Source organism: Candidatus Stoquefichus sp. SB1 (genome assembly GCF_001244545.1).
Classification (GTDB): domain Bacteria; phylum Bacillota_I; class Bacilli_A; order Erysipelotrichales; family Coprobacillaceae; genus Stoquefichus.
Genome location: NZ_LN852694.1, coordinates 367,529 through 392,596, shown reverse-complemented (window position 1 = coordinate 392,596; position 25,068 = coordinate 367,529). Strand labels below are relative to the sequence as shown.

Genomic DNA, 25,068 nt, shown 5'->3' with positions numbered 1-25,068 from the left:
ATTGATATATTCTACACTTTTGTTATCATTCTATTACTTCAAATTGCCTCCGTCAAGCATTATTTCAATGCTTAGCGCTTTCAATTTTGAAATAATTGTATTTGCACGAATTTCATCACCTTTTTTTATAGTATAGACCTTTTTAAGATCTTTATAACCATACATACTGGTAAAGAATGTAGGTAATTGATTTAATAAACGATAAGATAAGATCGTTAATAAAATTTCATCTCTTGACCATGCTGTTACATTTTCTTCACCAATGCCATCTAATAATAAATAGTCCACTTTCATTAGTCTCTCCATAGCATATTCATTATCACCTGTAGAAAAACTTGCTTTTAAATCAATAAGATATGTAGGGAAATGAATAAATCCTATCTCTTTTCCCTTTTTAGCTAATGAATTCATTAAACCAGCTAAAAGTGTTGTTTTCCCTGTTCCCATTTCACCATGTAAAAATAAGCCCTGACTTGCTGGTTCTTGAATATATTTAAGAATATGAGCTAAAGCCACTTGGGTATTTGGTGATAAATGCTGAACATTTTCAACAATTTTCAATTTTGTTAAATCAGTTAATAATAAATGCTCATTCATATTTGTCACAACAAATTTCTCTAAAAGTAAACGTTTCTCTTCTAAAGTTTTACCATATAAACAACTTTCTAACTCAATAAGAATTTCACCATCACGATAAACAAGATTCTTTTTCATCCCCTTATTTTCTTTAGGACAGTTTTCTAAAGAGCGACAATGTAAACATGTTTGATAATCATCATGAAAATCTAAAAACTCAACCCAATAATCATCCATCACCGATGTATCAAGATGATTTTTCTTAAGAAACTCCTGTATATCCTGTTCTTTTGATAATGCATAAACACTTTCTTGTTTCATATGTCCAATATCAAAGTTACCCATCATATCTCCTACTCTTTTCATAACTGTCCCTCCTTCAACTGACTTAATAAATTCATTAATTCATCAGATTGTTCTTCTTTTATTTCAACTGCTTTCACTTCAACCTTTTCTTCTTCATCACTTTTATCCATCAATTCTCGATAAGCTTCCATAGCTGTATGAATATTCTTACGTGCCCATGAAGCACCAATGGCTTCACAATAACGTTTAGATAAACGATTTTGATTTTTTCCTAAAACATATTCAATTAAAACATTAACAACTGAAGGCTGTAATCCCAATTGTACCATCAACATTTCAACAATCATTAAATCATGGAAAACCGGTTCTTTTCCACCTTGTTTATCTTTCAACAATTCATATGGTGTTAAACTATCCAAATACTGCATATGTAATACAAGTGGTGACTGTTCTCCTGTTGTATGATATTGTAATGGCTGTTTATGATAAACTTCCTTTAACTGATCACGATTATCCATTTCATAATACTTTTTGATATTGACTTTAAAAAGATCCCTTTGAAAACCATTTGACTGCATAGAATCCTTAACCAACCCCGCCAGGCTTAAAGCATCAACTGAATAGACAATAGCCAATTGTACTATATATTCAATATCATCGTTTGATAATTTAGAACGATTGATTTGATAATCTGCTAAGCTTTTATATAAAAGTTCTAAATCATATGTTGTTTCAATTTGTTGTATAGATTTTTCTTTTAAATCTTCATTATACTTTAATAGACGTCCTTTTTGATGTAAATGACGAATTGTAAAAACATCTTGAAATTTAGCTGTAACATCTTCATAATCTTCAAGATTTTCTAAAGAAATCTTGAAATATTGAAGCGTTTTTTGAAAATCTTCTTCTGACATAGAATCAGTGAATAATGAAGTTAAAATCTGATTTTTAAAAAAGGCTTTTAAAGAAAGTGGTGATTGTAATTGATATACATATTGAGTATAGTGTTCATCATGTTTAATATATGTTTTTAAAAGACCAATCGCCTCTAGAGAACGAAAATTCTTTTCCATTTCTATAAGACTCATTGAGATAAATGAAACAAGTCGTGATAATGATGATGGTGCCACCATCTTTTGCATTCTTTTTCCTTCAACCACAAGCATCATATATAAACTTATAGCTGGTGCTCCCACAAGTGGCTGATATAAATAATAGAGAATATCGTTTTGAACATCATCTAAGGGATAATGAAGCTCAACTCTATATAAATCACTCATATATAGTTTCATCTTTTAACACCTCTAATACACTTTCTATGTTTTGATATAAGTCTTCATAATGAAGACGATTATCAATAATATAATCAGCCATTGTTTTTTTCTTTTCAATAGAGATTTGTTGATTCATAAGCAACAAAGCTTCTGATTCACCAATATGATTTCTTTTCATTAAACGTTCCATTTGCGTCTTTTCATCAACATAAACCACAACCACTTTATCACACATTGCTTCTAAATGAACTTCATAAAGTAAAGGAATATCCAAAAAAATCAATTTTCCCTGATATTCATCAATTGCTTTTTGCATTGTTTCAATAACATAAGGATGAATAATATCTTCTAATTGTTGTTTCTTATGAGAATCATGAAAAACAATATGTCCTAACTGTTGACGATTAATCGTTCCATCCTCATTTAGACAATCAAATTTCTTAATCACCTGTTCATAACAACTTGTTCCCTGACAAAGTGCCTGATGTGAAATCTGATCAGCATCAATAACCTGATATCCATGAGTTAATAAGTAATTTGTCACTGTACTCTTTCCAACGGCTATAGAACCAGTTATGCCTATAACTCTAGTCATGATTCATAGACTCCTTAATTTTTTCCATAATAGCCATACAATTTAAAGAATCTTGAAATGTCATTTTTGGACTTTCAATAAGATGATTTTTAAGACAATCGTGAACTTCTTCTATTTCAGTGAAAAAGTCATCATAAATATAAGACTTATGAATAGTACGTGTAGAATCATTCACAATAATTGCTGCTGATTCTGGTCGATAAAATGGTGTCGCCTGAATCTTTCCTAAAGTTCCATAAATTGTCATTTGTTTATCTTTTTGACGATCCATTGCCATTTCTAACAATGCTGTTTGTCCACTTTCAAAAGTTAATTCCACCCAGTCATAAGCATCAACACCAAATTTTTTCTCCCATTTTGTTTCAATAGATTGGAGTGGTGAATGAATATAGTCAAGAATAGTCGCAAGGTTATATGTACCTACATCATACAATATTCCACCTTGCTGTAAGTCAAATAAATAATGTCCTTCACGATAATCCACATCATAACAAAAACTTGTTTCCACCCTTAACACATCACCAATTTCACCAGACTCAATGACCTTTTTTATTTCTGCAACTAAAGGGACAAATCTTGTTTTCATGGCTTCTAAAAAGAAGGTCTGATTTTGCTTAGCCAACTGGCATAAATGAGCTGTTTGCTGATAGGAAAGAGTCGCTGGCTTTTCACATAAAACTGCTTTGTGTTTTTCTAAAGCTGCCTTTGCCCATTGATAATGATCAGCATGACGCGTTGCGATATAAACAGCATCAATACACTCATCATCCAATAATTTTTCATATGAATCATACATATGAATACCTGGATATTGTTGATGAAAACTCTCACGCTTTGAAGGTGTTAGTGATGCCACAGCATACAAATGTCCTTGCGAACTGTTTGCTAAACTATTAATAAATCTCATTGCAATATTTCCTAATCCTATAATTCCCCAACGAATCATATCAGTACCTCCTTTTTTGACAAACTGGACAATAATATGTTCCTCTTTGATTTAACATTATTTTTTTAATGGCTCCTTGACAACATGGACATACTTTTTGTCCATGAGCATTGAGTTGAACTTGAAACAATCCATGAATACCATTAGCATCAAAAGAATGAATTGTTGTTCCACCTTGAGCAATTGCTCGTTTTAAAACATCTATAGAAACTTGTCTTAGTTCATCAACTCTTTTTTTAGATAATCGTGATGCTTTTGTACGTGGATCAATTTTCATTAAGAAACAGATTTCATTGGCATAAATGTTTCCAATCCCACACATAATGGATTGATCTAAAAGGGCTGACTTAATGGGTAAAGATGTTTTATGGAGTAAAGCATATAATTCCTCACTGCTTATATCAAATGGTTCTTTCCCTAATTTATTGAGAGGCAGTTGCTCACGATACAAATAGCGATCAACAAGTTCCAACCTTCCAAATTTACGTGTATCTATATAACGTAAATCTCGTCCATCATGAAGATGGAAAACAACATGTGTGTGTTTATCAACAGGTGTTTGGCTATCAACAATATGATACTTTCCTTCCATTCTTAAATGCGATACAAATGCATCTTCATCTAATAAGAAAATCAAATATTTTCCAACACGATCAATCTCTCTTAATGTTTGATGTGTTAAGCGTGATATAAATTCTTGTGTATCACCATTTATAATCTTATCATAATAGACATCAATACCTTCAATATTTTCATTTAAGATAAATTGTCGTAAAGTTTGTCTGACTGTTTCTACTTCTGGTAATTCTGGCATTTTCTCACCTACTTAAAATCATACCAATTGGATGCATAAGCACCATCAACTTTTAAGGGAACATCCATTTGGAAAGCTTCAACCATGGCTGATTTAATTAATTTCATCATTTCATCTAATTCATCTTTATAAACATCAAAAATCAATTCATCGTGAACTTGTAAAATCATCTCAGATTTTAAATGTTTATCCTTCATTAATTGATCCACTTTAATCATCGCAAGTTTTAAAATATCAGCACCACTTCCTTGAATCGGTGAATTCATCGCAAAACGCCTTGCCTGTTCACGAATCATAAAGTTTTTATCATTGATGGTTGGAATATATCTTTTACGATTTAAAACTGTTGATACATATCCTGTTTTCTTGCAGTCTTCAACAATTTGATCCATATATACTTTAATCTCTGGATATTCTTCAAAATATCTGCGAATAAATTCTTTCGCTTCTTTTAAAGAGACTCCGATCTGTTGAGATAACTTAAATTCTCCCATTCCATAAATGATTCCAAAATTAACTGCCTTCGCTTGTCTACGCATATTCGCAGTCACTTCTTCATCTTTCACTTTAAAGACCAAAGCAGCTGTATGGGTATGGATATCCTTATTTTGATTGAATGCTTCAATCAATGAACGCACACCTGCTAAATGAGCCAAAATACGCAATTCAATTTGGGAATAATCAAATGTGACCAAATAATCATGGCTTGGTATAAAAGCTTTACGAATCAATTTTCCTTCCTCTTGTCGAACTGGAATATTTTGTAAGTTTGGTTCTACTGAAGATAATCTCCCTGTTTGTGTCAGTGCCTGATTATAAATGGTATGTATTTTCCCATCTGGAAACACTTGTTCCTGTAATCCTTTGACATATGTTGATGAAAGTTTTGTTAACATACGATATTTTTGAATTAATGGCACAATCGGATGAAGTCCTTCAATCTTTTCTAAAATATCTTGAGAAGTTGAATAACCTGTTTTTGTCTTTTTGCCATTAGGTAAACCTAATCTTTCAAATAAGACTTCTCCTAATTGTTTAGGAGATGCAATATTAAACTCCATATCTGCTAACATATAGATATCTTCTTCAATTTGTTTAATCTGTTGATCAAAATCTACTTCCATTTCTTTTAAGACCTGTATATCTACCTTTGCTCCTACATATTCCATATCAGCCAATATATAAGTCACTGGCAATTCTAAATTTTGATAAAGATCATATTGCTGTTCATCTTTTAGTTTTTGAATTGCTTGATCTTTGAGTTCATAAATAGCTTTGGCTTTTGAAACCGTGTGTCTAGCCAATACATCAGTATCAGGTATATGTTTTTTAGCAAGTTTTCCAAACACTTCTTCTTCATATTGAACACTCTCATAATCATAATAATCACAAATATATTTCATTTCATCTTTTAGACTAGGATTTAAAATATATGAAGCCAATTGTAAATCAAAATCCATTCCTTTTAATTCAATGCCATTCCATCTTGCTGATAAAATTTGAGCCTTTATGTTATAACTATATTTACTATAGTTTTCATTCTTTAAATAATCTAAAAAATCCTGATCTTTTAAAGCATCTTCAAATGAAATATAAAATGCTTGATCTTTGTTATACAAAGCATAACCTAAAACAATAGATTTATGATAATTCTGATCATAAATTGCCCCTAACAAACTACTATCTTGAGTAATTGGTGGCATCTTTGTGACAACTTCATAATGAAATTCAGTTTGTTTTGGTGATTTTGATTCCATAGACATCTTTTTGAGTAATGAATTCATATCATACTTTTGATAAAATTCTTTTAACTGTTCAAAATCATAACCAGTATAATGGCAATCATCAAGTGTAACATCTAATGGAATATCGCTTAAGATAGTAGCAATTTCTTTAGATTGAATACCAAGTTCAATATTCGCTCTAATCTTTTCACCCATTTTTCCTTTAATCTCTGCACAATGTTCTTTTAAATTCTCAATTGTTTGATATTCATGCAATAATTTTAAAGCTGTTTTTTCACCTACTCCAGGAATTCCAGGAATATTATCAGCACTATCACCCATTAATCCTAACAAATCTCTCATTTGATCAGGCTGTAACTCATATTTTTCATAAAATGTTTCTGGTGTAATCACATCATCACTTTTGGTTTTCGTATTACGCTTATAGACATGAACATGTTCATCTACCAATTGCATCATATCTTTATCACCTGTCATAATGTTCACTTGATAACCTTGCTGGGATGCTTTTTTGGCTAATGTCCCAATAATATCATCACCCTCATATCCTTCCAGTTCACAAAATGGGATATTATGTGCAGTTAAAAATTCTCTAGCAATTTCAAACTGACATTTTAATTCTTCAGGTGTTTCTTTTCTTGTTCCTTTATATTCTTCTAATAAATCACTTCTAAATGTTTTTCCTTTTGCATCAAAAGCAACCATAATCCCTTTAGGATTCTTCTTAATGACATTTTCTAAGCGATTGGCAAATCCAAAGACTGCATTGGTTGGAATCCCATCTTTATTCACCATTAAATTTCCCATTGCTGCAGTTGCATAATACGAACTAAACAACCAATAATTTCCATCTATTAACACTAATTCTTCCATATCTATTCTATCACTCTTGCCTTATCTACAATGAAAGATAATTTATCTTTCATATCAACTCTTCCATTGATAAGACAAATGTTTCCTTTCTTTAACATCATACCTATATTTTTATATCGTGATGCAAATACAACACCATCTACACTTCCTGTTTCATCAAATCCTTCGATGAAACACATTTCATCACCTTTACGATCGGTAATATTCTTCACTCTTTGTAATTGAACAACAATATTGACATGCTGGTCAATATATTCATATAAAGAAGAGACATTAACGTATGCGACTTGTAACTTCTCTTTCATTAGTTCAATTGGATGCATTGATAAATAAATACCCAAAACAGCTTTTTCTCTTGCTAATTTTTCTTCCTGAGTATCTTTATAAACTGTTAAAACAGGTTTTTCATCAATTCCCAAACTATTCTTTAAACTTCCATAATCTCTAATACTATCTAAATTTTTATGAATCATTTGTCGTGACATACCAAATTCATCAAGCGCTCCAGCATCAATTAATGATTCTAACATTTTTTTAGAAACTTTTGATTCATCCATTCTTATCACAAAATCAAAGATATCTTGAAACAATCCATTTTTTCTTTCTTCAACAATTGCTTTATAGCCTGCATAACCAACATTTTTAATAGCCAATAATGAATAACGAATATGACCATCCTCAACCATAAAGCGCGCCTGTGAATAATTCACAGAAGGCGGTAAAATATCAACATGATATGTTTTACACTCTTGAATACAATGTAATTTGGTTGTTTCACTTGAAAGCTCATTAGATAAAATAGAAGCAAAGAAATAAAGTGGATAATTTGCTTTTAAATAAGCTAACTGATAAGCAACATAGCCATAAGCCACACTATGAGCTTTCCCAAATCCATAATTCGCAAATTTTTCAATTAATTCAAAAACTTCATTAGCTTTTTCTATTTGATATCCCTTTTCAAGACAGCCATTTAAAAATTCTTCTTTCATAGATTGCATCAGTGCAGTCTCTTTTTTAGATACTGCCTTTCGCAGGATATCTGCTTTTCCTAATGAAAAGCCTGCCATCATTTGAGCAACTTGCATAATTTGTTCCTGATATATCATAATGCCATATGTTGATTTTAAAACAGGCTCTAATTCTTTTAATGGATATGTCACTTTCTCATTATGACCACGACGCTTTAGATAGAGTGGAATATTTTCCATTGGTCCTGGTCTAAATAAAGCAATAGCAGCAACAATATCATCAAAACAATAGGGTTTCATTTTTCTAAGCAAATTACGCATTCCTTGAGACTCTAATTGAAAAACACCAAATGTATCTGCTTTTGAAATCAGTTCATAAGTTTTCTGATCATCTAAAGGTATTTGATTTAACATAACTGTTTCACCAGTATCACGTTGAATATCCTTACAAATATAATCAATCATTGTTAAATTCTTTAAACCAAGAAAATCCATTTTTAATAAACCCACATCTTCAATATAATCCTTAGAATATTGTGACATCAATGTTGATGTTGGTCCTTTGACTAATGGAATCACATCACGTAATGGTTGTTTTGATAAAATCACACCAGCTGCATGTGTTGAAATATTACGAGGTAAATGTTCGATAACACTTGTTGCTCCTATAATTTTCTTTAAGATCGGTTCCTGATTAATCATTGATTGAAATTGTGCTGATGTTTGATACATGGTTGTAATGGTCTTTTTATTCTTCGGCCCCGTCGGTATCATTTTTGCAATAATTTCTAAACGCGCCAAAGGAAGCCCCATGACTTTACCCATATCTTTAATCGCAACACGTGGTCCATATGTATTAAACGTAACAATTTGTGCAACATGTTCCTGTCCATATTTTTCAACCACATACTGAACAACTTCATCACGACGATCGTCTTGAAAATCAACATCAATATCTGGCATAGAAACACGTTCCGGATTTAAAAAACGTTCAAACAGCAAATCATATTTGAGTGGATCAACATTGGTAATCCCCAAAACATAAGCCACCAAACTTCCGGCAGCACTTCCTCTTCCTGCCCCTACTTGAATTTTATTCACTTTAGCAAAACGAACATAATCCCACACAATCAAGAAATAATCATCAAATCCCATTTCATGAATCACTTGCAGTTCATATTTCAACCTTTCAATATACTGATGAGGAATATTCTGATGAGAAAATCTTTTTTGAATGCCCATTTTACATAAACCTCGCAGGTATTCATAAGCATTTCCATTGTGTGGTACAGGATAAGCTGGCAAGTGTTTATCATGCATTGGAATTGTGGCACGACAAGTTGTCAAAACACGTCTTGTTTCTTCAATAATCTCTGGCGAAAAAAGTTCTTGCATTTCACTTTCTGTTTTTAAATACTTTTCTTGCGTTAATGGTTCATATTTTGCTTCTAATGTAACACCATGAATAGATGCCTGCATCAAATCAACTGCTAAAGCATCCTGTTTTTTAAGATAACTGACTTCATTTGAACAGACAATTTTAATTTGTACATACTTAGCAAGTGAAATCATTCTTTCATTAAATGTCTGCTGTAATTTTAATCGATGATTTTGAATCATAACATAATAATGATCCTGAAAAAGAGACTGAAATTTTTTTAAATATTTGACCGCTTCATCTTCCATTTCTTTCACAATCAATCTTTCTACAATTCCCTCAGGACAACCAGAAAGAATATAAAGATGATCTTTATATAAAGATAAGTTCTCAAGCGAAATACATTTTTCTTCATGCAGGTTAATATCACAGCATACCTTGACCAAATCAAAATATCCAATATCATCAATAGCTAAAAGAATAAATGGATAAATTTCATTTTCAATCATTACACTTGCTTCCATTCCAAAAATAGGTTTAATGTCATTTTTTAAGCAAGCTTCACTAAATTCTAATACACCAAACATATTATTTTTATCAGTCAGTGCTAAGGCATCCATATGTTTGGCACTGGCATCATGAATTAAATCTTTAATCAAAATAGTACTATTTTGAAAACTATAAGAACTATAAATCTGTAAATGTCCAAACATACGATTTCCTCCTTTATTTTATATATTATACCAAAATTTAACTCTATAAGATACTATGAAAGATATTTTATTCATGATTCTAGTATACCTAACTATCACTTATTTTAGCTTGATTGAATCAATAAATCCATTGGAAATAATTGTTATGATTACAATATACAATGAAAAGAAAACAAAATAAGCATAATCGCAATATAAAGGCATAACACAACATAAATCAACTGCATCAAATAAACAACCTCTATACTCATAATCCATAACCTATATAAGTATAAACCAATCAAATAAAAATGATATTGTAATTGAATCACTTTAAACCATCGCTGATTTAATATAATGACAATACTTATCAATACCGCTATCAAATGAAAAGGGATTATCCATTTATAACAAACCAATTGTAAAATCATACATAATGCACATAATAACTGCATTTTCTTTATTCTTTGTATCATCATATTCTTCACCTATTCTATGATATGATGAAAATACAAAAATAGACAATATTACAAAAAGTTTATCACCCAAAAGAAAAAGTGAGTATTTTACTCACATTCCTTTAATGCCTTTGCTAATTGATCAGGACAAGACGTCGGCTTCATTCCACAACGAATTCCTTCTAATCTTGCAACCACTTCATCCAAATCCATACCTTCAACTAATTTAGCAACACCTTGAGTATTGCCTGAACATCCACCAATAAATTTAACACTTCTTACTTTTCTTTGATCATCAATTTCAAAATCAATACGTGAAGCACATGTCCCTTTTGTTTTATAACTATACATTCCTCATCCTCCTATTTCAATCTGTCTTTATCAATCACATAAAGTTTATCATTGTCTTTAAGACCACTAGATAATCTTATTTTCCCATCATCCAATAACCAAATAGCTTCCACGCCATCCAATGAGTTCACTAATTTTAAACCATCTTCATATTCCATTAAGAAAACTGCAGAACTTAGAAAATCAGCCAATCCACTATCCTCAGTGATAATACTTACACTTCTAAAATGAACTGCTGGATAAAGTGTATCTGGATCAATTAAATGATGATACTTCACACCATGAATATCCTTATAAAATCTCTGATAATCACCACTTGTGACAATCGATTCACCCTGAACAACCAAAACAGCTTCATTATCAATATCTTCATCATCAGCTTTATGACTAAAATTACCATCCTTAGGAGATTCAATTCCTACACAAAACTGTTTTTGACACTCATCAAGATAAAATTCTCCCTCTTTTAATATTTTTCTTTCACCATGACTCGCAACATTACCACCACCACTTAAAAGGAAATTATCAACACCCATTTCAATCAAATCCTGTTTAATCAATTCAATTGCATATCCTTTCGCAGTTGCTCCTACATCAAGAGAAACATTAGCATCATCAATATACACCGTTTGATTTTTTTTATCAATCTTAATGCTCTCTATACTCGTATGCTTATTGGCTTTCTCTAATTCAGCTTTTGTAGGAACTTCTCCAACACCATCATGGCTTTCTGCCTTTTCTCGATACTGATGCCATATATCAATAACGCTTCCAAAAGCAATATTCACTTTATTAGAGATTGTACGATTTCTCTCTATACTGATTTCTAACAAATCAATTAAAGGTTGATCAACTTTAATAGCTTTCTTCCCAGCAAACTCATTGATTGTTCTAATATTATTAAGATCTTCATAAGAATTGTATTTATCAAACAAATGATCATAATAGTTAAGATCTTTTTCAATCAACTCACACTGCTTATTAAAATCATCTTCACTTAAAACATATGACATATACGTTGTAATTGTATCAAAAGGTCCAGTAAACCTCTTTGTCATATATTCATAATTTTCTTTTTTCTGACAACCACTTAAAATCACTATCATCACGACTAATAAAACACATATATTTTTCTTCAATTTCATCACCGTTTTTTATTATACCAATAAATAAAAAAAACTGCGATATATTTTCGCAGTTTTTCCATATTTTTTATTGTAAGTTAGCTCCAGCTTCAGCATAAGCAGCTAAGAAATCATCAATTGTGATTGTACATCCAGCAGCTAAATCAGTTCCTTCTTTAGCAGCTTTTCCACCATGATAATCCATAGTATCTACTTTTGCAACTTCATCTAAAGTTTTATCTTTAGCAAAGTTTTCAAATGCAACAGCTTGTTCGTTCCATTCTTTTTTGATTGGAGAAGCTTCTTTCATAGCATATTTATCTTTTAATTCAGCTTTTGTATCAGTAACCACTGTTCCGTCATCTTTTTTGTAGATTTGAGCAACATCTAAATTACTATATACGATTTTACCAGCATCATCAGTAGCAACTAAAGCTACAGTTGTATTCAATTGTTTCTTTTCAGCATCATTTGACATTACATCACCGATACCAACTTTTGCAGCATTAACTTCTTTAGCATTTGTATTTGCTTTAGCAACAGCAGCTAAGAAATCATCAATTGTGATTGTACATCCAGCAGCTAAGTCAGTTCCTTCTTTAGCAGCTTTTCCGCCATGGAAATCCATAGTATCTACTTTTGCAACTTCATCAGGAGTTTTTCCTTTAGCCCATTCTTCAAAAGCTTTGGCTTGTTCATCCCATTCTTTTTTGATTGGAGATGCATCTTTCATTTTATAGTCAGCACCACGTTCTTTTTTCGTTTTGTCTAATTCACCTTCACCACCAGGTGTAGATTGTGCAACATCAACATCAATATAGTTGATTTTTCCAGCACTATCTAATCCTAATGCAACCATAGTTGTGTTAACTTGACCTTCATCATTTAAACTACTTACAATCCCTAAACCAACTTTTGCATATTTAGCAGCAGTGCTTCCTCCAGCAGTGTCATCTTTTTTACCACATCCAACTAGAACAGTTGCAACTAATGCAGATGCAGCTAATACTTTTACTAATTTGTTCATAAAATTCTCCTTCCCATATATCTTTTTTGAACTACCTACATTATATCTTGAAAGCGTTTATATAGCAAGATATTTTCACGTGATTATACGTATTTTTTCACACATTTTTGCTATCTTTAACAAGGTTTGTGATTTTTTTCACTGAATTTATCAACATTTTTTATTTTCTTTAAATATTTCTTTTTTTGTTTTCTATTTTAGAAAATTTTTTCATTTTTTAATAAAAAAAGATTTTTAAAATGATTAAACATTAACTTTATCTATGACACATTGTATAATGAAAGTAGAAAGCAAAGGTGACGATTATGCAATTATTAAATGCTATCAAAACAGTTCGATTATTTCAGGAAAAAGAAAATTTAATTTCTCTTTGGACAAGATGGGGAAAATCGCTTGATAAAAAGCATATATTACAAGAATATCCAAGACCACAAATGAAAAGAGACAATTATCAAATGTTAAATGGTTTATGGGATTATTGCTTTAGCAAAACAACTGCTTTTCCTGATGCTTTTGAAGGAAAAATTCTTGTTCCTTTTTCACCTGAGAGTCAGCTATCACAAGTACAAAGGCAATTACAGCCTGATGAATACCTTTGGTATCAGACATCACTTAACGTATCACCTTCTTGCAATAAACGTTGTTTATTACATTTTGGAGCAGTTGATCAGATTGCTGATGTTTATATTAATCAATTATTAATAGAACATCATGTTGGAGGATATTTGCCTTTTACGATTGATATTACTGATGCCTTAAAAGAAAAAGATAATCTTTTAACAGTCTGTGTTCAAGATTTATCTGATACATCATATCACAGCAAAGGAAAACAACGTTTAAACCGTGGTGGAATGTATTATACTGCACAAAGTGGTATATGGCAAAGTGTCTGGTTAGAATGGGTTCCACAAAATTATATTCAGGACGTAAAAATTATTCCTGATTATGATCATGATCAAATTAAGGTTTCCATAATATGGAGTGATATTGCACCTTCAAATATTCAAATGATAGTCTCTCATCAAAATCCTGTATCTTTCATAGAGCCTCATGATTGTTATATATTACCAATAGAAAATAAACAATCATGGAGTCCTGATCATCCCTACCTTTATTCTTTGCAGATAAAAACAGAGCATGATGAAGTTGAATGTTATTTTGCAATGCGTATATATACAATTGAAAAGGATCAAAATAATATTCCGAGAGTTTGTTTGAATCATCAGCCAATTTTTATGAATGGTGTACTTGATCAAGGTTATTGGCCTGATGGTCTTTACACAGCACCAGCTGATGAAGCCCTTATCTATGATATTCAAACGATGAAAGATTTAGGATTTAATATGATTCGTAAGCATATTAAAATCGAACCATCACGCTGGTATTATCATTGTGATCGTTTAGGAATGATTGTTTGGCAGGATATGGTTAATGGTGGTGATCCTTATCATACTTGGTTTATTACTTGGATGCCTTCTGTATTGAGTTGGACAAAGAAACATATTTCTGATAAACATAGTTATTTGTTATCAAGGAAAAATCAAAAAGGAAAAGATGAATGGATTTTAGAATGTCAAAAAACAATTGAACATTTATCACATTTTCCTTGTATTAGTACATGGGTATTATTTAATGAAGCTTGGGGACAATTTCAAACCAAAGAATTAACCCAATATATTCGTCAGTTGGATGAAACGCGTTTTATAGATTCTGCAAGTGGCTGGTTTGACCAACATTGTGGAGACTTTAGGAGTGAGCATCATTATTTTGATAAACCTCAAATTATCCCAGATAAACGTGCTTTTGTAATTTCTGAATATGGTGGCTATGCCTGTCCAGTTGCGAGTCATATGAGTGTATCAAAAGTCTATGGCTATGGGGCTTATGAAAATCTTGAAGATTTTAGCAAAGCTTATCATGAACTTTTTAAGCAAACAATTGCACCACTTATTAAACAAGGGTTATGTGGAGCTGTCTATACACAAGTAAGTGATATTGAAGAAGAAGTCAATGGATTATTAACTTATGATCGAGAAATATGTAAATTGATTTCTAAATAAATGACATAAAAAAACACATCGTTTGATGTGTTTTAATCTTTTTGTTTGATCATTTTCATGATATTGCTTAACTTCATTGAATTACCATAAGACAAAGTCCCTCGACGATATAGTTTTGCTCCTACAAACCCTATAGCAATTGTCGTTAATACTAAAATCACAAAAGAAATGATAATTTCAATTATTGAAACGGAACCAAGTGCAACATTAATAAACATACACATCCATGAAGTCAATGGTACATAACTAGCAACTGTTGCTAAGACACTATCAGGCTGTCCCATTGATATAAAGCTTATAAAGAACACTGCAATAATCAATAATTGGATAGGCATTGTTGCACCATTAACCTCTTCAACCTTAGAGCATAATGCACCAATGGCTCCAAATAGAAAACTAAATAACAAGTAACCAAATACACCAAATAATCCAAATGTGATTAAAACAATCACTGGAATATTCAAGAATGGATCTAAAACATGATTCCATACATCAGCATTCACCTGATAGGCCAGTAAACAAGAACCCAATATAAATACAGTTTGAATTACACCTGCAATTGCTCCTGCAATCACTTTTCCAAAAATCATTGCATAAGGTGAACAACTTGTTACCAAAATTTCAATAGCACGATTGCTTTTTTCACTTGCAACACTGATACCAATTTGATTTCCATACAATAAGATCATCATATATAAAATGAAAATAAGGACATATGTATAGAAATAATTATTCATTCCATCTGTACCTAATACATTTGTTTCAAAAACTGCTGGTGTCTGATAGATTTGATCTATTTTTGAAGCATCATAATTTAAATGATTCAGTTCATTTAACTGATAGACCTTTTGAAGCACTGATTGAAAACGCATTGCTGTTTCATCATTCAATGATGAATTCTTTACATAATATACAAACTCTAAAGGTGATTTGATTTGAATGCCAGCATCAGCACTACCATCTTCGACTTTATTTTTGATAACTGATAAATCACTTTCAAAGGTAATATGATATTGTGTAAATGCCTGTGTAATGAGATCAGAATCTTTAACTATTCCCTTTTCATCATAAATCATCATCACTTTATCCTTTTCTTGATTTGTGACTTCCTGATTATCGCTTTTTTTAGAATTATCAAAAAAACGCGGCATTGAAAGAAGAATAAAAGCTGCCAAAGCAATCAAGACAATAGAAAGAATAAAAGATTTTTTCTTCATCATTGTTTCTAATTCAAAGCGTACAACAAGTAAAAACTGTCTCATAACTCATCACCTGCCTTTGCCACAAAAATATCTGTTAATGAAGCTTCATAAACCTGGAAAACATCTAAATCAACATCATGCTGTAATAATGCCATTAAAACATCTTTTTTACTTACATTTTCTAATAATTCAACAATAAACTTTTCATCTTGTCGTTCATAAATGTTTAATAGATGCTGGCATTGATTCAACAATAACTGTTCAAAATCTTGCCAAGTCAAATTGGCAGCTACCAAAACAAGACGATTCTTTCCAAAATCTTTTTTTATTTTTTTCAGATTCCCTTCTAAAACAACATGACCATGATGCAAAATAACAATATCTTCACAAAATTCCTCGACATAGTTCATCTGATGAGATGAAAAAATAACTAACTTTCCTGCTTGAATTTCTTCTTGAACAACTTCTTGAAGAATTTGTGAATTAACTGGATCAAGTCCTGAAAATGGTTCATCTAAAATAATGATATCAGGATCACACATAAGCGTTTGGGCTAATTGTACTTTTTGCTGATTCCCTTTACTTAAGGTGTCTAACACACGATTTTCATATTCAGCAATCCCTAATCTTTTCAGCCATTTTTTAAGATTCACTTTTGCCTGCGTGCGACTACATCCACGTAACATTGCCAAATAAATCAATTGTTCAGCGACTTTTTTCTTTGGATATAATCCTCTTTCCTCAGGCAAATAACCAATATTGTATGCAGTTGCACAAAATGGCTGATTATCTATTAGAATTTCCCCAACATTTGCTTTAAAAACATCCATCAAAATACGAATTGTGGTAGATTTTCCAGCACCATTTCGTCCTAATAACCCAAGTGCCTTACCACTAGAAATAGAAAATGAAATACCATGCAGAACCTCATTTCCATCAAAACTTTTATGTAAGTTATTGACTTTTAATTCCATCATTATCCCTCCTTTGGATATCATCATTATAGTATGACTTCTTTATAAATGCAATATATATTTTGCATTTGTAAATTATATCTTTCATTCATCCTTGATTTTTCTATAAAAAAAACTATAATAATAATGAAAGGAACTAGGTGAGTGCTATGAAAAACTTAAAAATGAAAATGGCACGGATGGAATTAGGAATGTCACAAGAGGAACTTGGCAAGAAAGTCGGTGCGACAAGACAAACAATTGGATTAATTGAAGCAGGTCGTTATAATCCTTCTATTAATCTTTGTATTCATATATGCATTGCTCTTCATAAACATCTTGATGATTTATTCTGGGATGATTCCTATGATAAGGAGGAACTCTAAATGAAACATAGTTTATTGAAAGATATTATTGGTTATGCCAAAACAAAAGGACGTGCACCTTTAGATGAACGTCAGATGAATACATTAAAAGACCTTTATATAGAATTAGCAAAATCTACCCTTTTGGGATGTATGGTTTTCATTATCTTATATGGCTATATGGATTTTAGAAATATGGAATGCCAAATTAGCTTTTTAAGTTTATCAAGCAGTTATCTTGGTGCATTGACTTATTATTATTTGATTCGTTTTTGTTATCAGCAAGTGATTGGTATTGATGCTAATTTTGAAATTTTAGTTGTCCCAGCATTATTTTTTACACCTAATTTAATTTTGAATACAATCCATATTATTGGAGATTTTCTTCAGGTCAACTCATTTTTTTATATTATAACAGCTTTATTGTGGCCAGTTTATCTGCTTCTCATTTATTTAGGAGCCAATCGTATTTATCAAAAAGGACAAATTATGCAAGAACAGCAATTAGAAAATGGGGAAATTCGCTTTCGTTCACGTAAACAGGTTGTCAATTATATTATCATAACAATTATTATTTTAGCACTTTTTCCAATATCATATGATTTATTATTTCAATTAGGTTTATTAGCATCAACAGTATTTATCCTTTATTTGTTATGGTATTATGGTTTTCATACACCTCAAAATGAATATATCTTAGATGAATCAGGTTTGCATTACTATAAAGCATTGTGGAATCGTCAAGGTGGTCATATTGCTTATCAGGATATTGAATCTGTTGAACAAAGAGATACTTTTAATATTGGCTATGCTAAAGATAAAGTACTGATTCATTGTAAAGATGGCAAAAAAATTATGTTATTTCCAGAAAATGCATATCAGTTTTGTATTGAAATTGAAAACAATCTTTATTAGATAATTCTCTCTAAATAAAAAAGACTAATCACGAATCATTAGTCTTTTTATTTTCTATTCCTCAGCAATTTCTTCTTTTTGATCGACATCCTCAACGCTAAAAAACATAAAGACTGTACCAATCACAGAAATAATAGCTCCAATTAATAAAACTTTAGATACCCCTAATGCATCCAATAAAACACCACCAGCAAGACTGGCAAAAACACTCGCAAGTGTCATTGCTCCTGTTACTAATGCTTGTCCTTTATTCATGTCATGAGCATCTACTAATTGTCTAACATAATATACAGAAGCTGGAATAAAGACGGCATATGCTAACATTTGCATAACTTGAGCAATATAAATCATCATCATATTGACTGCAAAATAAGTCAATACATGCTTAACACTAAAGAATACAGCTGAGATAATCATCATACGACGACATCCCACTTTCTTTTGCAACTTTGTAAATAATGCCATTGTTGGTAGTTCTAATAATGCTGCTAAGAATATAGCATTTCCCATATCAGCACTATTTCCATTGATATGATTAACAACCTGAATAAAGAAATTATTAATGATTGAATGGTCAAAAAACAAGAAAACTGTTGCAACAAGTAAAAACATAAATGTTTTATATTTCTTAATAAATTGTCCCATAGATAATTGATCATGTTCTTCTTGTTTTTCTTCATGAACAATTTCATCTTTACCACCTGGTAAATAGAAAGTATAAACAAATAATAAAGCACATAGTGATAATCCTACATAGAAATAAGGAAGCAGTTCAGGACTAAAAATTGCAACAACATTCCCTAAAATAAGTGACATAACAGCATAAGCAACAGATCCAATTCCTCTTGCCAAACCAAAATTAATATGAATTCCATTTTTTTCAAAAGCAAATGTTAATGAATTAATAAATGGTTGTAATACTAACATCAAAGTAAACACTGTAATTGTTAAAACAACCATAACTATTGATGCCCCTGATATAAAACTTAATATAAGTGACAAAACAATAATTGCAACCAAAATAATTGAAATCAGCATTCTTAATGATAACTTTGTTGTCTTATCCATATAAGAAGCAATGGCTGGTTGTCCAAAAACAGCCAATATATTAGATATTGATAAAACAATTCCAATTGTTGTATTACCAAATCCTCTATCTAACAAAAATACAGATGCATAACCAATCATAGCACAGCAAATCATCCAATAAAAACCATGAATGCAGGCATAGCGAATATCTAAAGACTTACTTTCCATTTCTTTTCCTCCCTCTCATCATAAAAATCTTTCGTCAACTTTTGACGAATCTTTAATAAAAGTATACAACGTTCTTAATTATTTCATTAAAAATTTCAAAAATTGAAAAAGAAAAGAGTTCTATGATGAAAATTTCATTTCATTTTCTTCAATACATTTTGCAATACGTGCTTGCACATCGTGAGCAATTTCTGTACTATTCATATCTTTATAATCATCATAATATAATGGCTCTAAATAATGAATTTGTGCATCTACAGGTGCAATTGTATTATTATCAAACACCTTATAACAATCAATCAATGCAACAGGAACAATTGGCTTTTTCGCATCAATAACTGTTTTAAAAGTTCCACCTTTAAACTCAAGCATTTGATTTTGTTTTCTACATCTTGTTCCTTCAGGAAAAATAACATAATTTCTACCAGCACTCATTTCACGTGTTGCTTTTTTAATAATTTTCATTGATGATCTTAAATTTTGACGATCCATTGCTTCAAATTGTAACATTTTTAAAACTTTTCCTAAGACAAAGACATTCATTAATTCTTCTTTAACAATAGCTTTAAAAGGTTTATCATGTGTTTCAAACAAAATTAATGCATCAAATAATCCTTGATGATTAGGTGCTATTAAATAACCTTGTTCAACTGGTAATTTTTCAACCCCATAACAATGAATTTTGACTCTTGATTTTGAATTGATTTTACGGATCATCTTTTGTCCAAAATCAAATCTTTCTTCAAAAGATGTCTCTTCTAAATGTTTATTATAATAACGAATCTTTAATAACCAACCTGGAATACGGTATAATAATCTTATAATTAAAAATAAAATTCTTTTCATTTTGTACCTCTTTGATAGATTTGAAGTTCAAATGTTTCAAATGGTCTTGTTTCTTTTAATTCAAATCCATATTCATCAAAATCAGGAAAATATGTTTCTCCAATATGTGTTCCAGGAATTCTTGATATTAATAATTGATCTGCTAATGGTAATGATTGTTTATAAATAGATGCTCCTCCAGATATAAATAAATCTTCACCTTTGTCTTTATATTCTTGAATCACTTCTTCTAAAGATGTTCTTACTTCTACTCTGTCATCATCAAATGGTTCAAAACAAACAACAATCGTTTTACGATTTGGTAGTGGTCTACCAATCGCCTGATATGTTGTATATCCCATTAAAATGGTTTTATGAATCGTTGTGTCTTTAAAATGTTTTAAATCTTCTTTATTATTCCAAGGCATTCCATTTGATGAATCTTTTTTACCAATTAATTGTTCATCATCCATAGCCACTATAATACTTATCATTAAACACTCACCTTCCCTACTAATTTCCCATAACTTTGATAATTTTCTATCTGAATATCTTCTATCTTAAAATCAAAAATAGATTTCACTTCAGGATTTAATTTCAATTGACATAGTGGTAATGGAACACGAGAAATCTGTTCCTTTACAACATCAAAATGATCCTTATAAATATGTGCATCGCCAATAGTATGTACAAACTCTTTAGCCTCATATCCACAAACTTGTGCTAACATAGCTGTAAATAATGCATATGAAGCAATATTAAAAGGAACCCCTAAAAACGTATCAGCACTTCTTTGATAAAGCTGACATGAGAGATATTTTTGATCGTGAGAAACATAAAACTGCAAAAAAGCATGACAAGGTGGTAAAGCCATTTTGTCAACTTCAGCTGGATTCCAGGCACAAATAATATGTCTTCTCGAAAATGGATTATGAGTTAATGAATCAACTAATTTTGCAACCTGATCAATTCCTTCATTATTAAAATTACGCCACTGTCTACCATAAACCGGTCCTAATTCTCCATATTGAATAACAAATGGATCATTTTCAGGTAAAGCTTTTATCTTTGCAACAAACTCATCTAAAGATTCACCCTGATAATCTTTTGAAGCTTTAAAAATTTCATAAGGCCATTCATTCCATATTTTTACATTTCTATCTACTAAATATTTAATATTTGTATTTCCTTGAATAAACCATAAGAGTTCTTCAGCTATTGGTCTTAAAAACATCTTTTTTGTTGTCATCAAAGGAAAACCTTCTCTTAAATCATAACGTGTCTGATAGCCAAAAACACTGCGTGTTCCTGTTCCTGTACGATCATCACGATCCTCACCATGATCTAAAATATACTGACACATTTCTAAATACTGTTTCATTCCATTCACCTCCCGTTTATTATATAGGATTCACTCATAAAAGTCATTAAATAAAGTCAATAATCAAACAAATGCTTTTGTTCTTAAACAAAAAAAAGAACTGAGTAAGTCCTTTTTAATCATCATTTTGAGAACACTGAATACGGTAACGTTCCATCATTTCCTTAAAAATTTCTCCATTTGTTGGTGGTGTATATGTGATGGCATTAGCTCCAGCACGAATCGCTTCTTTAATGGTTTCTTCATTTGGTCCACCTGTTGCAATAATTGGAAAATCTTTATCAATTTCTCTTAATGCTTTAATAATATCAACTGTTTTCTTACCACCAGAAACATTGACAATACTTGCTCCTGAATGAAGCATTCGTTCTTCTAAAGGTTCATCTAAGGAAACAATAGTTAAAACAATCGGAATATCCACAATTTCAGCTAATTCCTGAACAAATCTTGTTTTCGTAGGAGCATTTAATACAACTGCTGATGCCCCATTTAATTCAGCATCCAAAGCAATATTATTAACTCTTGGTCCAGCTGTTGTTCCACCACCTACACCTGCAAAAACAGGCTTTTGTGCAACTTCAATGATTGATTTGGTAATCTGCATTGTTGGCGTAAATGGATAAACTGCAATAACTGCATCTGCATTACAATTGGCAATCACAGCAACATCAGTAGAGAATACAAGTGATTTCACTCTTTTTCCATTGATATTGATTCCTGACACATCATAAATACATTCTGGAACTTTGACAATATGTCTTAATTTTGATTGTACTATAGGCATTTGTTTTGCCACATTCATCACCTCTTTCTTTATTTTATACTCTTTCTATGAATTCACTGTTAAGAAATGATATAATGCTCCTAATAAATTTGCATCATTATGATACTGACATGTCAAGACGACAGGTCTAATTTTGGCATGTGTAAAATGAGCGAAAATCACATCTAATCTTTGATTCACTTCATCTAACAAATCATCTCTTACACTGATTCCACCACCAATAATAATCTTTTCTGGATCATAAGCATATTGAAGATTATAAATCCCATTTGCTAATACATAATAAAATTTATCAACAGCTTTTTCATAATCACTATCTTCATGATAGTGATCAAATATTTCTCTACCATCAAGTGTAGAAACATCGACACCTTTTGCTTTTGCTACGGCACGGACAACTGCAACTGTTGAACCAACATGAGACCATGTTTCCATTTCTTTTGTTTCAAAATTAAAATCAGCAATCATATATCCAAATTCTCCACCATGTAAGTGTTGACCTTTATGGATACGTTTGTTTTTAACAACAGCACCACCAATACCTGTTCCACTGACAATAAAACAGCAGTCATTGACATCACTTGCAGCACCCTTCCAAACTTCTGCCAATGCAGCACAATTGGCATCATTTTCCAATTCAACATCTACACCCAAACGGGTTTGTAAATCATTTTTGATATTTGGACCATGAATATAATCAAGAGCACTAGATCCGCCAATAATCCCCTTCTCACTATCAACAGCCCCTGGCATACTTAAAGCCAAGCCCCTGATTCCTTTGTACTCATGGAATGTCTCTTCTATTAATTGATAAAAAGCTTCCAGTGTTTTTGGTGTTTTCTTTGAATCTGATTTAAGAATATCACCATTTTCTGTTAATAAACCAATTTTTAATGCTGTACCACCTACATCTATTGCTAAATAATTTCCCATGTTTTCTCACCTCATATATCCATTATAAAGAAAAACTTCTTAGAAAAAAAGAGAATATGAACTTTTTTTAATTCTCTTCTCTATGAATCCAATATCTTTGTATAATTCTTCCATCTAATATGATTTCATTTTCTAAAATACCACCATTTTTCATAATTGTCTTAGCAGAAGCAATATTCTCTTGATTACATGTCACCAAAACATCTCTTATTTTCCATTCATCACATTTTTGTAATCCTAATGATAATATTTCTGTGGCATAGCCTTGACGTCTTTGACTTGGGCGAACACTATAACCAATATGTCCACCACACTGCATCAAATACTCATTTAAGCGATGGCGGATATCAATAAATCCTATCAGTTGACCAGTTAATTTTTCAATAGCTAACAATGTTGATGAAGGAACAAATCCTTCATGGACAGTTATTTCACTTTCATTCTCCTGAATATTTTTTAACCATTCATCAAAATCATCAGTCAATTGTAATCCAGCTGTGCCATCCATATTATCTCCTGATTCTATAAATTCTTGTTTATATTCAAGGATTTGTTGCTGATAACTTATTTCTATAGGAACTAATTTCACTCTCATAAAAATTTTCTCCTTTTTATTCAGTTTACAAAATATGACACAAAAAGTCCACATCTTTGTGTTATTATATAAACAGATGATAAGAGACCTCAGAAATTATCATCTACAATTCAATCCTTTTCCTCTATATCAAAGGAACATAGGTGCAAGATCAATGATCTTGCACCTATTTGTTTTTAATCAATCATTTGAATAATATGATCGACAACAGATTCCAATGAATTATTATTGAGAATGTGAAAATCACATGCCTGAAGATACAATTCATGTCTTTCATGATAAAGATCATAAAGTTTCTCTGGTCCATCTTTTAATAATGGACGGGTAGAAATTTCAACATCATTTAAAATAGCTTCAACTGGACGATCAATATAAATAATCATCCCATTTTCTCTTAATGCCTCAATATTCTTAGAATTTTTAATAACCCCTCCGCCTGTTGATATAATATAACCTTCTAGTTGACCAACTTCTTGACAACAGATTGTTTCTCTTTCCCTAAAATAATCTTCAGAAATCTCAAACATTTGAGGAATCGTCATTTGATATTTATCAACTAAGTATTCATCAATATCTATAAGAGGTCTTAAAAGTTTTTTTGCAAGAAGAGTTGAGATTGTTGTTTTTCCACAACCCATCATTCCAATCAATACAATATTTTTCATAGATTC

Annotated in this window: 24 protein-coding genes; 3 read left to right on the top strand and 21 right to left on the bottom strand. The window is 31.1% G+C overall.

Translation table 11 applies throughout. From position 1 onward, the window contains the following. Positions 1-33 precede the first annotated feature (33 nt). The 11 genes from BN1865_RS05720 to BN1865_RS05670 all read right to left on the bottom strand — a co-directional run bounded on the left by BN1865_RS05720 (position 34) and on the right by BN1865_RS05670 (position 13,127). Positions 34-942, bottom strand: a complete 909-nt coding sequence (locus BN1865_RS05720; RefSeq protein ID WP_050636295.1) for an ATP-binding protein — start codon at positions 940-942, stop codon at positions 34-36. Continuing rightward, positions 939-2,162, bottom strand: coding sequence for a DnaD domain protein (locus BN1865_RS05715; RefSeq protein ID WP_232780340.1), 1,224 nt, complete (start codon positions 2,160-2,162; stop codon positions 939-941). Before BN1865_RS05715 ends, BN1865_RS05720 begins: the two co-directional genes overlap by 4 nt. Then, positions 2,155-2,751 (bottom strand): dephospho-CoA kinase, encoded by a 597-nt coding sequence (gene coaE / locus BN1865_RS05710; RefSeq protein WP_050636293.1) that lies wholly within the window; start codon positions 2,749-2,751, stop codon positions 2,155-2,157. The genes BN1865_RS05715 and coaE overlap by 8 nt, the downstream gene beginning before the upstream one ends. Next, a complete protein-coding gene (locus BN1865_RS05705) occupies positions 2,744-3,697 on the bottom strand; it encodes a Gfo/Idh/MocA family protein (RefSeq protein ID WP_050636292.1) in 954 nt (317 codons plus the stop codon). Before BN1865_RS05705 ends, coaE begins: the two co-directional genes overlap by 8 nt. A gap of 1 nt (position 3,698) precedes the next feature. Then, positions 3,699-4,511: a DNA-formamidopyrimidine glycosylase gene (gene mutM, locus BN1865_RS05700; protein ID WP_050636291.1), complete on the bottom strand. Its 813-nt coding sequence runs from the start codon at positions 4,509-4,511 to the stop codon at positions 3,699-3,701. Positions 4,512-4,519: 8 nt separating this feature from the next. Further along, positions 4,520-7,129, bottom strand: coding sequence for a DNA polymerase I (polA, locus tag BN1865_RS05695; protein ID WP_050636290.1), 2,610 nt, complete (start codon positions 7,127-7,129; stop codon positions 4,520-4,522). A gap of 2 nt (positions 7,130-7,131) precedes the next feature. Further along, positions 7,132-10,188 (bottom strand): DNA polymerase III subunit alpha, encoded by a 3,057-nt coding sequence (gene dnaE / locus BN1865_RS05690; RefSeq protein WP_050636289.1) that lies wholly within the window; start codon positions 10,186-10,188, stop codon positions 7,132-7,134. Positions 10,189-10,337: 149 nt separating this feature from the next. Further along, positions 10,338-10,643, bottom strand: coding sequence for a hypothetical protein (locus BN1865_RS05685; protein ID WP_232780339.1), 306 nt, complete (start codon positions 10,641-10,643; stop codon positions 10,338-10,340). A gap of 90 nt (positions 10,644-10,733) precedes the next feature. Next, complete coding sequence (locus BN1865_RS05680; protein WP_050636287.1) at positions 10,734-10,976, bottom strand: TIGR03905 family TSCPD domain-containing protein; 243 nt, start codon at positions 10,974-10,976, stop codon at positions 10,734-10,736. Positions 10,977-10,987: 11 nt separating this feature from the next. Further along, on the bottom strand, positions 10,988-12,082 hold the full coding sequence (locus BN1865_RS05675) for an FAD:protein FMN transferase (protein ID WP_232780338.1): 1,095 nt from the start codon (positions 12,080-12,082) through the stop codon (positions 10,988-10,990). A 106-nt stretch (positions 12,083-12,188) separates the two neighbouring features. Then, the gene (locus BN1865_RS05670; RefSeq protein ID WP_050636286.1) at positions 12,189-13,127 is read right to left on the bottom strand and encodes a hypothetical protein; all 939 of its coding nucleotides are present in this window, start codon (positions 13,125-13,127) and stop codon (positions 12,189-12,191) included. Positions 13,128-13,432: 305 nt separating this feature from the next. Here BN1865_RS05670 and BN1865_RS05665 point away from each other — a divergent pair, with 305 nt between their 5' ends. Continuing rightward, positions 13,433-15,187 carry a glycoside hydrolase family 2 protein gene (locus BN1865_RS05665; RefSeq protein WP_050636285.1) on the top strand — a complete coding sequence of 585 codons (1,755 nt, stop codon included), beginning with the start codon at positions 13,433-13,435 and terminating at the stop codon, positions 15,185-15,187. A gap of 32 nt (positions 15,188-15,219) precedes the next feature. Here BN1865_RS05665 and BN1865_RS05660 read toward each other — a convergent pair whose 3' ends face one another. Then, positions 15,220-16,449, bottom strand: coding sequence for an ABC transporter permease (locus BN1865_RS05660; protein WP_050636284.1), 1,230 nt, complete (start codon positions 16,447-16,449; stop codon positions 15,220-15,222). Further along, complete coding sequence (locus tag BN1865_RS05655; protein WP_050636283.1) at positions 16,446-17,363, bottom strand: ABC transporter ATP-binding protein; 918 nt, start codon at positions 17,361-17,363, stop codon at positions 16,446-16,448. The genes BN1865_RS05660 and BN1865_RS05655 overlap by 4 nt, the downstream gene beginning before the upstream one ends. Before the next feature lie 149 nt (positions 17,364-17,512). On the opposite strand from BN1865_RS05655, the gene BN1865_RS05650 reads away from it, so the two are divergent. Both BN1865_RS05650 and BN1865_RS05645 read left to right on the top strand, forming a co-directional pair. Beyond that, entirely contained in the window at positions 17,513-17,728 is a 216-nt protein-coding gene (locus tag BN1865_RS05650) for a helix-turn-helix transcriptional regulator (RefSeq protein ID WP_050636282.1), read from the top strand. Then, positions 17,729-18,622 (top strand): PH domain-containing protein, encoded by an 894-nt coding sequence (locus BN1865_RS05645; RefSeq protein ID WP_050636281.1) that lies wholly within the window; start codon positions 17,729-17,731, stop codon positions 18,620-18,622. It begins immediately after the preceding gene. A 54-nt stretch (positions 18,623-18,676) separates the two neighbouring features. Here the strand turns inward: BN1865_RS05645 and BN1865_RS05640 are convergent, their stop codons facing one another. The 8 genes from BN1865_RS05640 to BN1865_RS05605 form a co-directional block, all read right to left on the bottom strand. Next, positions 18,677-19,879: an MFS transporter gene (locus BN1865_RS05640; RefSeq protein WP_050636280.1), complete on the bottom strand. Its 1,203-nt coding sequence runs from the start codon at positions 19,877-19,879 to the stop codon at positions 18,677-18,679. Between the two features lie 120 nt (positions 19,880-19,999). Continuing rightward, positions 20,000-20,725, bottom strand: a complete 726-nt coding sequence (locus tag BN1865_RS05635; protein ID WP_050636279.1) for a lysophospholipid acyltransferase family protein — start codon at positions 20,723-20,725, stop codon at positions 20,000-20,002. Continuing rightward, the gene (locus tag BN1865_RS05630) at positions 20,722-21,198 is read right to left on the bottom strand and encodes a dihydrofolate reductase (RefSeq protein ID WP_050636278.1); all 477 of its coding nucleotides are present in this window, start codon (positions 21,196-21,198) and stop codon (positions 20,722-20,724) included. The genes BN1865_RS05635 and BN1865_RS05630 overlap by 4 nt, the downstream gene beginning before the upstream one ends. Then, the gene (gene thyA, locus BN1865_RS05625; RefSeq protein ID WP_050636277.1) at positions 21,198-22,085 is read right to left on the bottom strand and encodes a thymidylate synthase; all 888 of its coding nucleotides are present in this window, start codon (positions 22,083-22,085) and stop codon (positions 21,198-21,200) included. The genes BN1865_RS05630 and thyA overlap by 1 nt, the downstream gene beginning before the upstream one ends. A 115-nt stretch (positions 22,086-22,200) precedes the next feature. Further along, positions 22,201-22,869, bottom strand: coding sequence for a response regulator (locus BN1865_RS05620; protein ID WP_232780337.1), 669 nt, complete (start codon positions 22,867-22,869; stop codon positions 22,201-22,203). Between the two features lie 45 nt (positions 22,870-22,914). Beyond that, positions 22,915-23,802, bottom strand: a complete 888-nt coding sequence (locus BN1865_RS05615; RefSeq protein WP_050636275.1) for an ROK family protein — start codon at positions 23,800-23,802, stop codon at positions 22,915-22,917. Between the two features lie 67 nt (positions 23,803-23,869). Continuing rightward, positions 23,870-24,397 (bottom strand): GNAT family N-acetyltransferase, encoded by a 528-nt coding sequence (locus BN1865_RS05610; RefSeq protein ID WP_050636274.1) that lies wholly within the window; start codon positions 24,395-24,397, stop codon positions 23,870-23,872. 176 nt (positions 24,398-24,573) lie between these two features. Continuing rightward, entirely contained in the window at positions 24,574-25,062 is a 489-nt protein-coding gene (locus BN1865_RS05605; RefSeq protein WP_050636273.1) for a shikimate kinase, read from the bottom strand. Between the last annotated feature and the right edge of the window lie 6 nt (positions 25,063-25,068).

Bases quoted from the DNA above. Each gene is read 5' to 3' on its own strand.
- BN1865_RS05720 (WP_050636295.1), bottom strand. From the start codon at position 942: ATGAAAAGAGTAGGAGATATGATGGGTAACTTTGATATTGGACATATG.
- BN1865_RS05715 (WP_232780340.1), bottom strand. From the start codon at position 2,162: ATGAGTGATTTATATAGAGTTGAGCTTCATTATCCCTTAGATGATGTT.
- coaE (WP_050636293.1), bottom strand. From the start codon at position 2,751: ATGACTAGAGTTATAGGCATAACTGGTTCTATAGCCGTTGGAAAGAGT.
- BN1865_RS05705 (WP_050636292.1), bottom strand. From the start codon at position 3,697: ATGATTCGTTGGGGAATTATAGGATTAGGAAATATTGCAATGAGATTT.
- mutM (WP_050636291.1), bottom strand. From the start codon at position 4,511: ATGCCAGAATTACCAGAAGTAGAAACAGTCAGACAAACTTTACGACAA.
- polA (WP_050636290.1), bottom strand. From the start codon at position 7,129: ATGGAAGAATTAGTGTTAATAGATGGAAATTATTGGTTGTTTAGTTCG.
- dnaE (WP_050636289.1), bottom strand. From the start codon at position 10,188: ATGTTTGGACATTTACAGATTTATAGTTCTTATAGTTTTCAAAATAGT.
- BN1865_RS05685 (WP_232780339.1), bottom strand. From the start codon at position 10,643: ATGATACAAAGAATAAAGAAAATGCAGTTATTATGTGCATTATGTATG.
- BN1865_RS05680 (WP_050636287.1), bottom strand. From the start codon at position 10,976: ATGTATAGTTATAAAACAAAAGGGACATGTGCTTCACGTATTGATTTT.
- BN1865_RS05675 (WP_232780338.1), bottom strand. From the start codon at position 12,082: ATGATAGTGATTTTAAGTGGTTGTCAGAAAAAAGAAAATTATGAATAT.
- BN1865_RS05670 (WP_050636286.1), bottom strand. From the start codon at position 13,127: ATGAACAAATTAGTAAAAGTATTAGCTGCATCTGCATTAGTTGCAACT.
- BN1865_RS05665 (WP_050636285.1), top strand. From the start codon at position 13,433: ATGCAATTATTAAATGCTATCAAAACAGTTCGATTATTTCAGGAAAAA.
- BN1865_RS05660 (WP_050636284.1), bottom strand. From the start codon at position 16,449: ATGAGACAGTTTTTACTTGTTGTACGCTTTGAATTAGAAACAATGATG.
- BN1865_RS05655 (WP_050636283.1), bottom strand. From the start codon at position 17,363: ATGGAATTAAAAGTCAATAACTTACATAAAAGTTTTGATGGAAATGAG.
- BN1865_RS05650 (WP_050636282.1), top strand. From the start codon at position 17,513: ATGAAAAACTTAAAAATGAAAATGGCACGGATGGAATTAGGAATGTCA.
- BN1865_RS05645 (WP_050636281.1), top strand. From the start codon at position 17,729: ATGAAACATAGTTTATTGAAAGATATTATTGGTTATGCCAAAACAAAA.
- BN1865_RS05640 (WP_050636280.1), bottom strand. From the start codon at position 19,879: ATGGAAAGTAAGTCTTTAGATATTCGCTATGCCTGCATTCATGGTTTT.
- BN1865_RS05635 (WP_050636279.1), bottom strand. From the start codon at position 20,725: ATGAAAAGAATTTTATTTTTAATTATAAGATTATTATACCGTATTCCA.
- BN1865_RS05630 (WP_050636278.1), bottom strand. From the start codon at position 21,198: ATGATAAGTATTATAGTGGCTATGGATGATGAACAATTAATTGGTAAA.
- thyA (WP_050636277.1), bottom strand. From the start codon at position 22,085: ATGAAACAGTATTTAGAAATGTGTCAGTATATTTTAGATCATGGTGAG.
- BN1865_RS05620 (WP_232780337.1), bottom strand. From the start codon at position 22,869: ATGCCTATAGTACAATCAAAATTAAGACATATTGTCAAAGTTCCAGAA.
- BN1865_RS05615 (WP_050636275.1), bottom strand. From the start codon at position 23,802: ATGGGAAATTATTTAGCAATAGATGTAGGTGGTACAGCATTAAAAATT.
- BN1865_RS05610 (WP_050636274.1), bottom strand. From the start codon at position 24,397: ATGAGAGTGAAATTAGTTCCTATAGAAATAAGTTATCAGCAACAAATC.
- BN1865_RS05605 (WP_050636273.1), bottom strand. From the start codon at position 25,062: ATGAAAAATATTGTATTGATTGGAATGATGGGTTGTGGAAAAACAACA.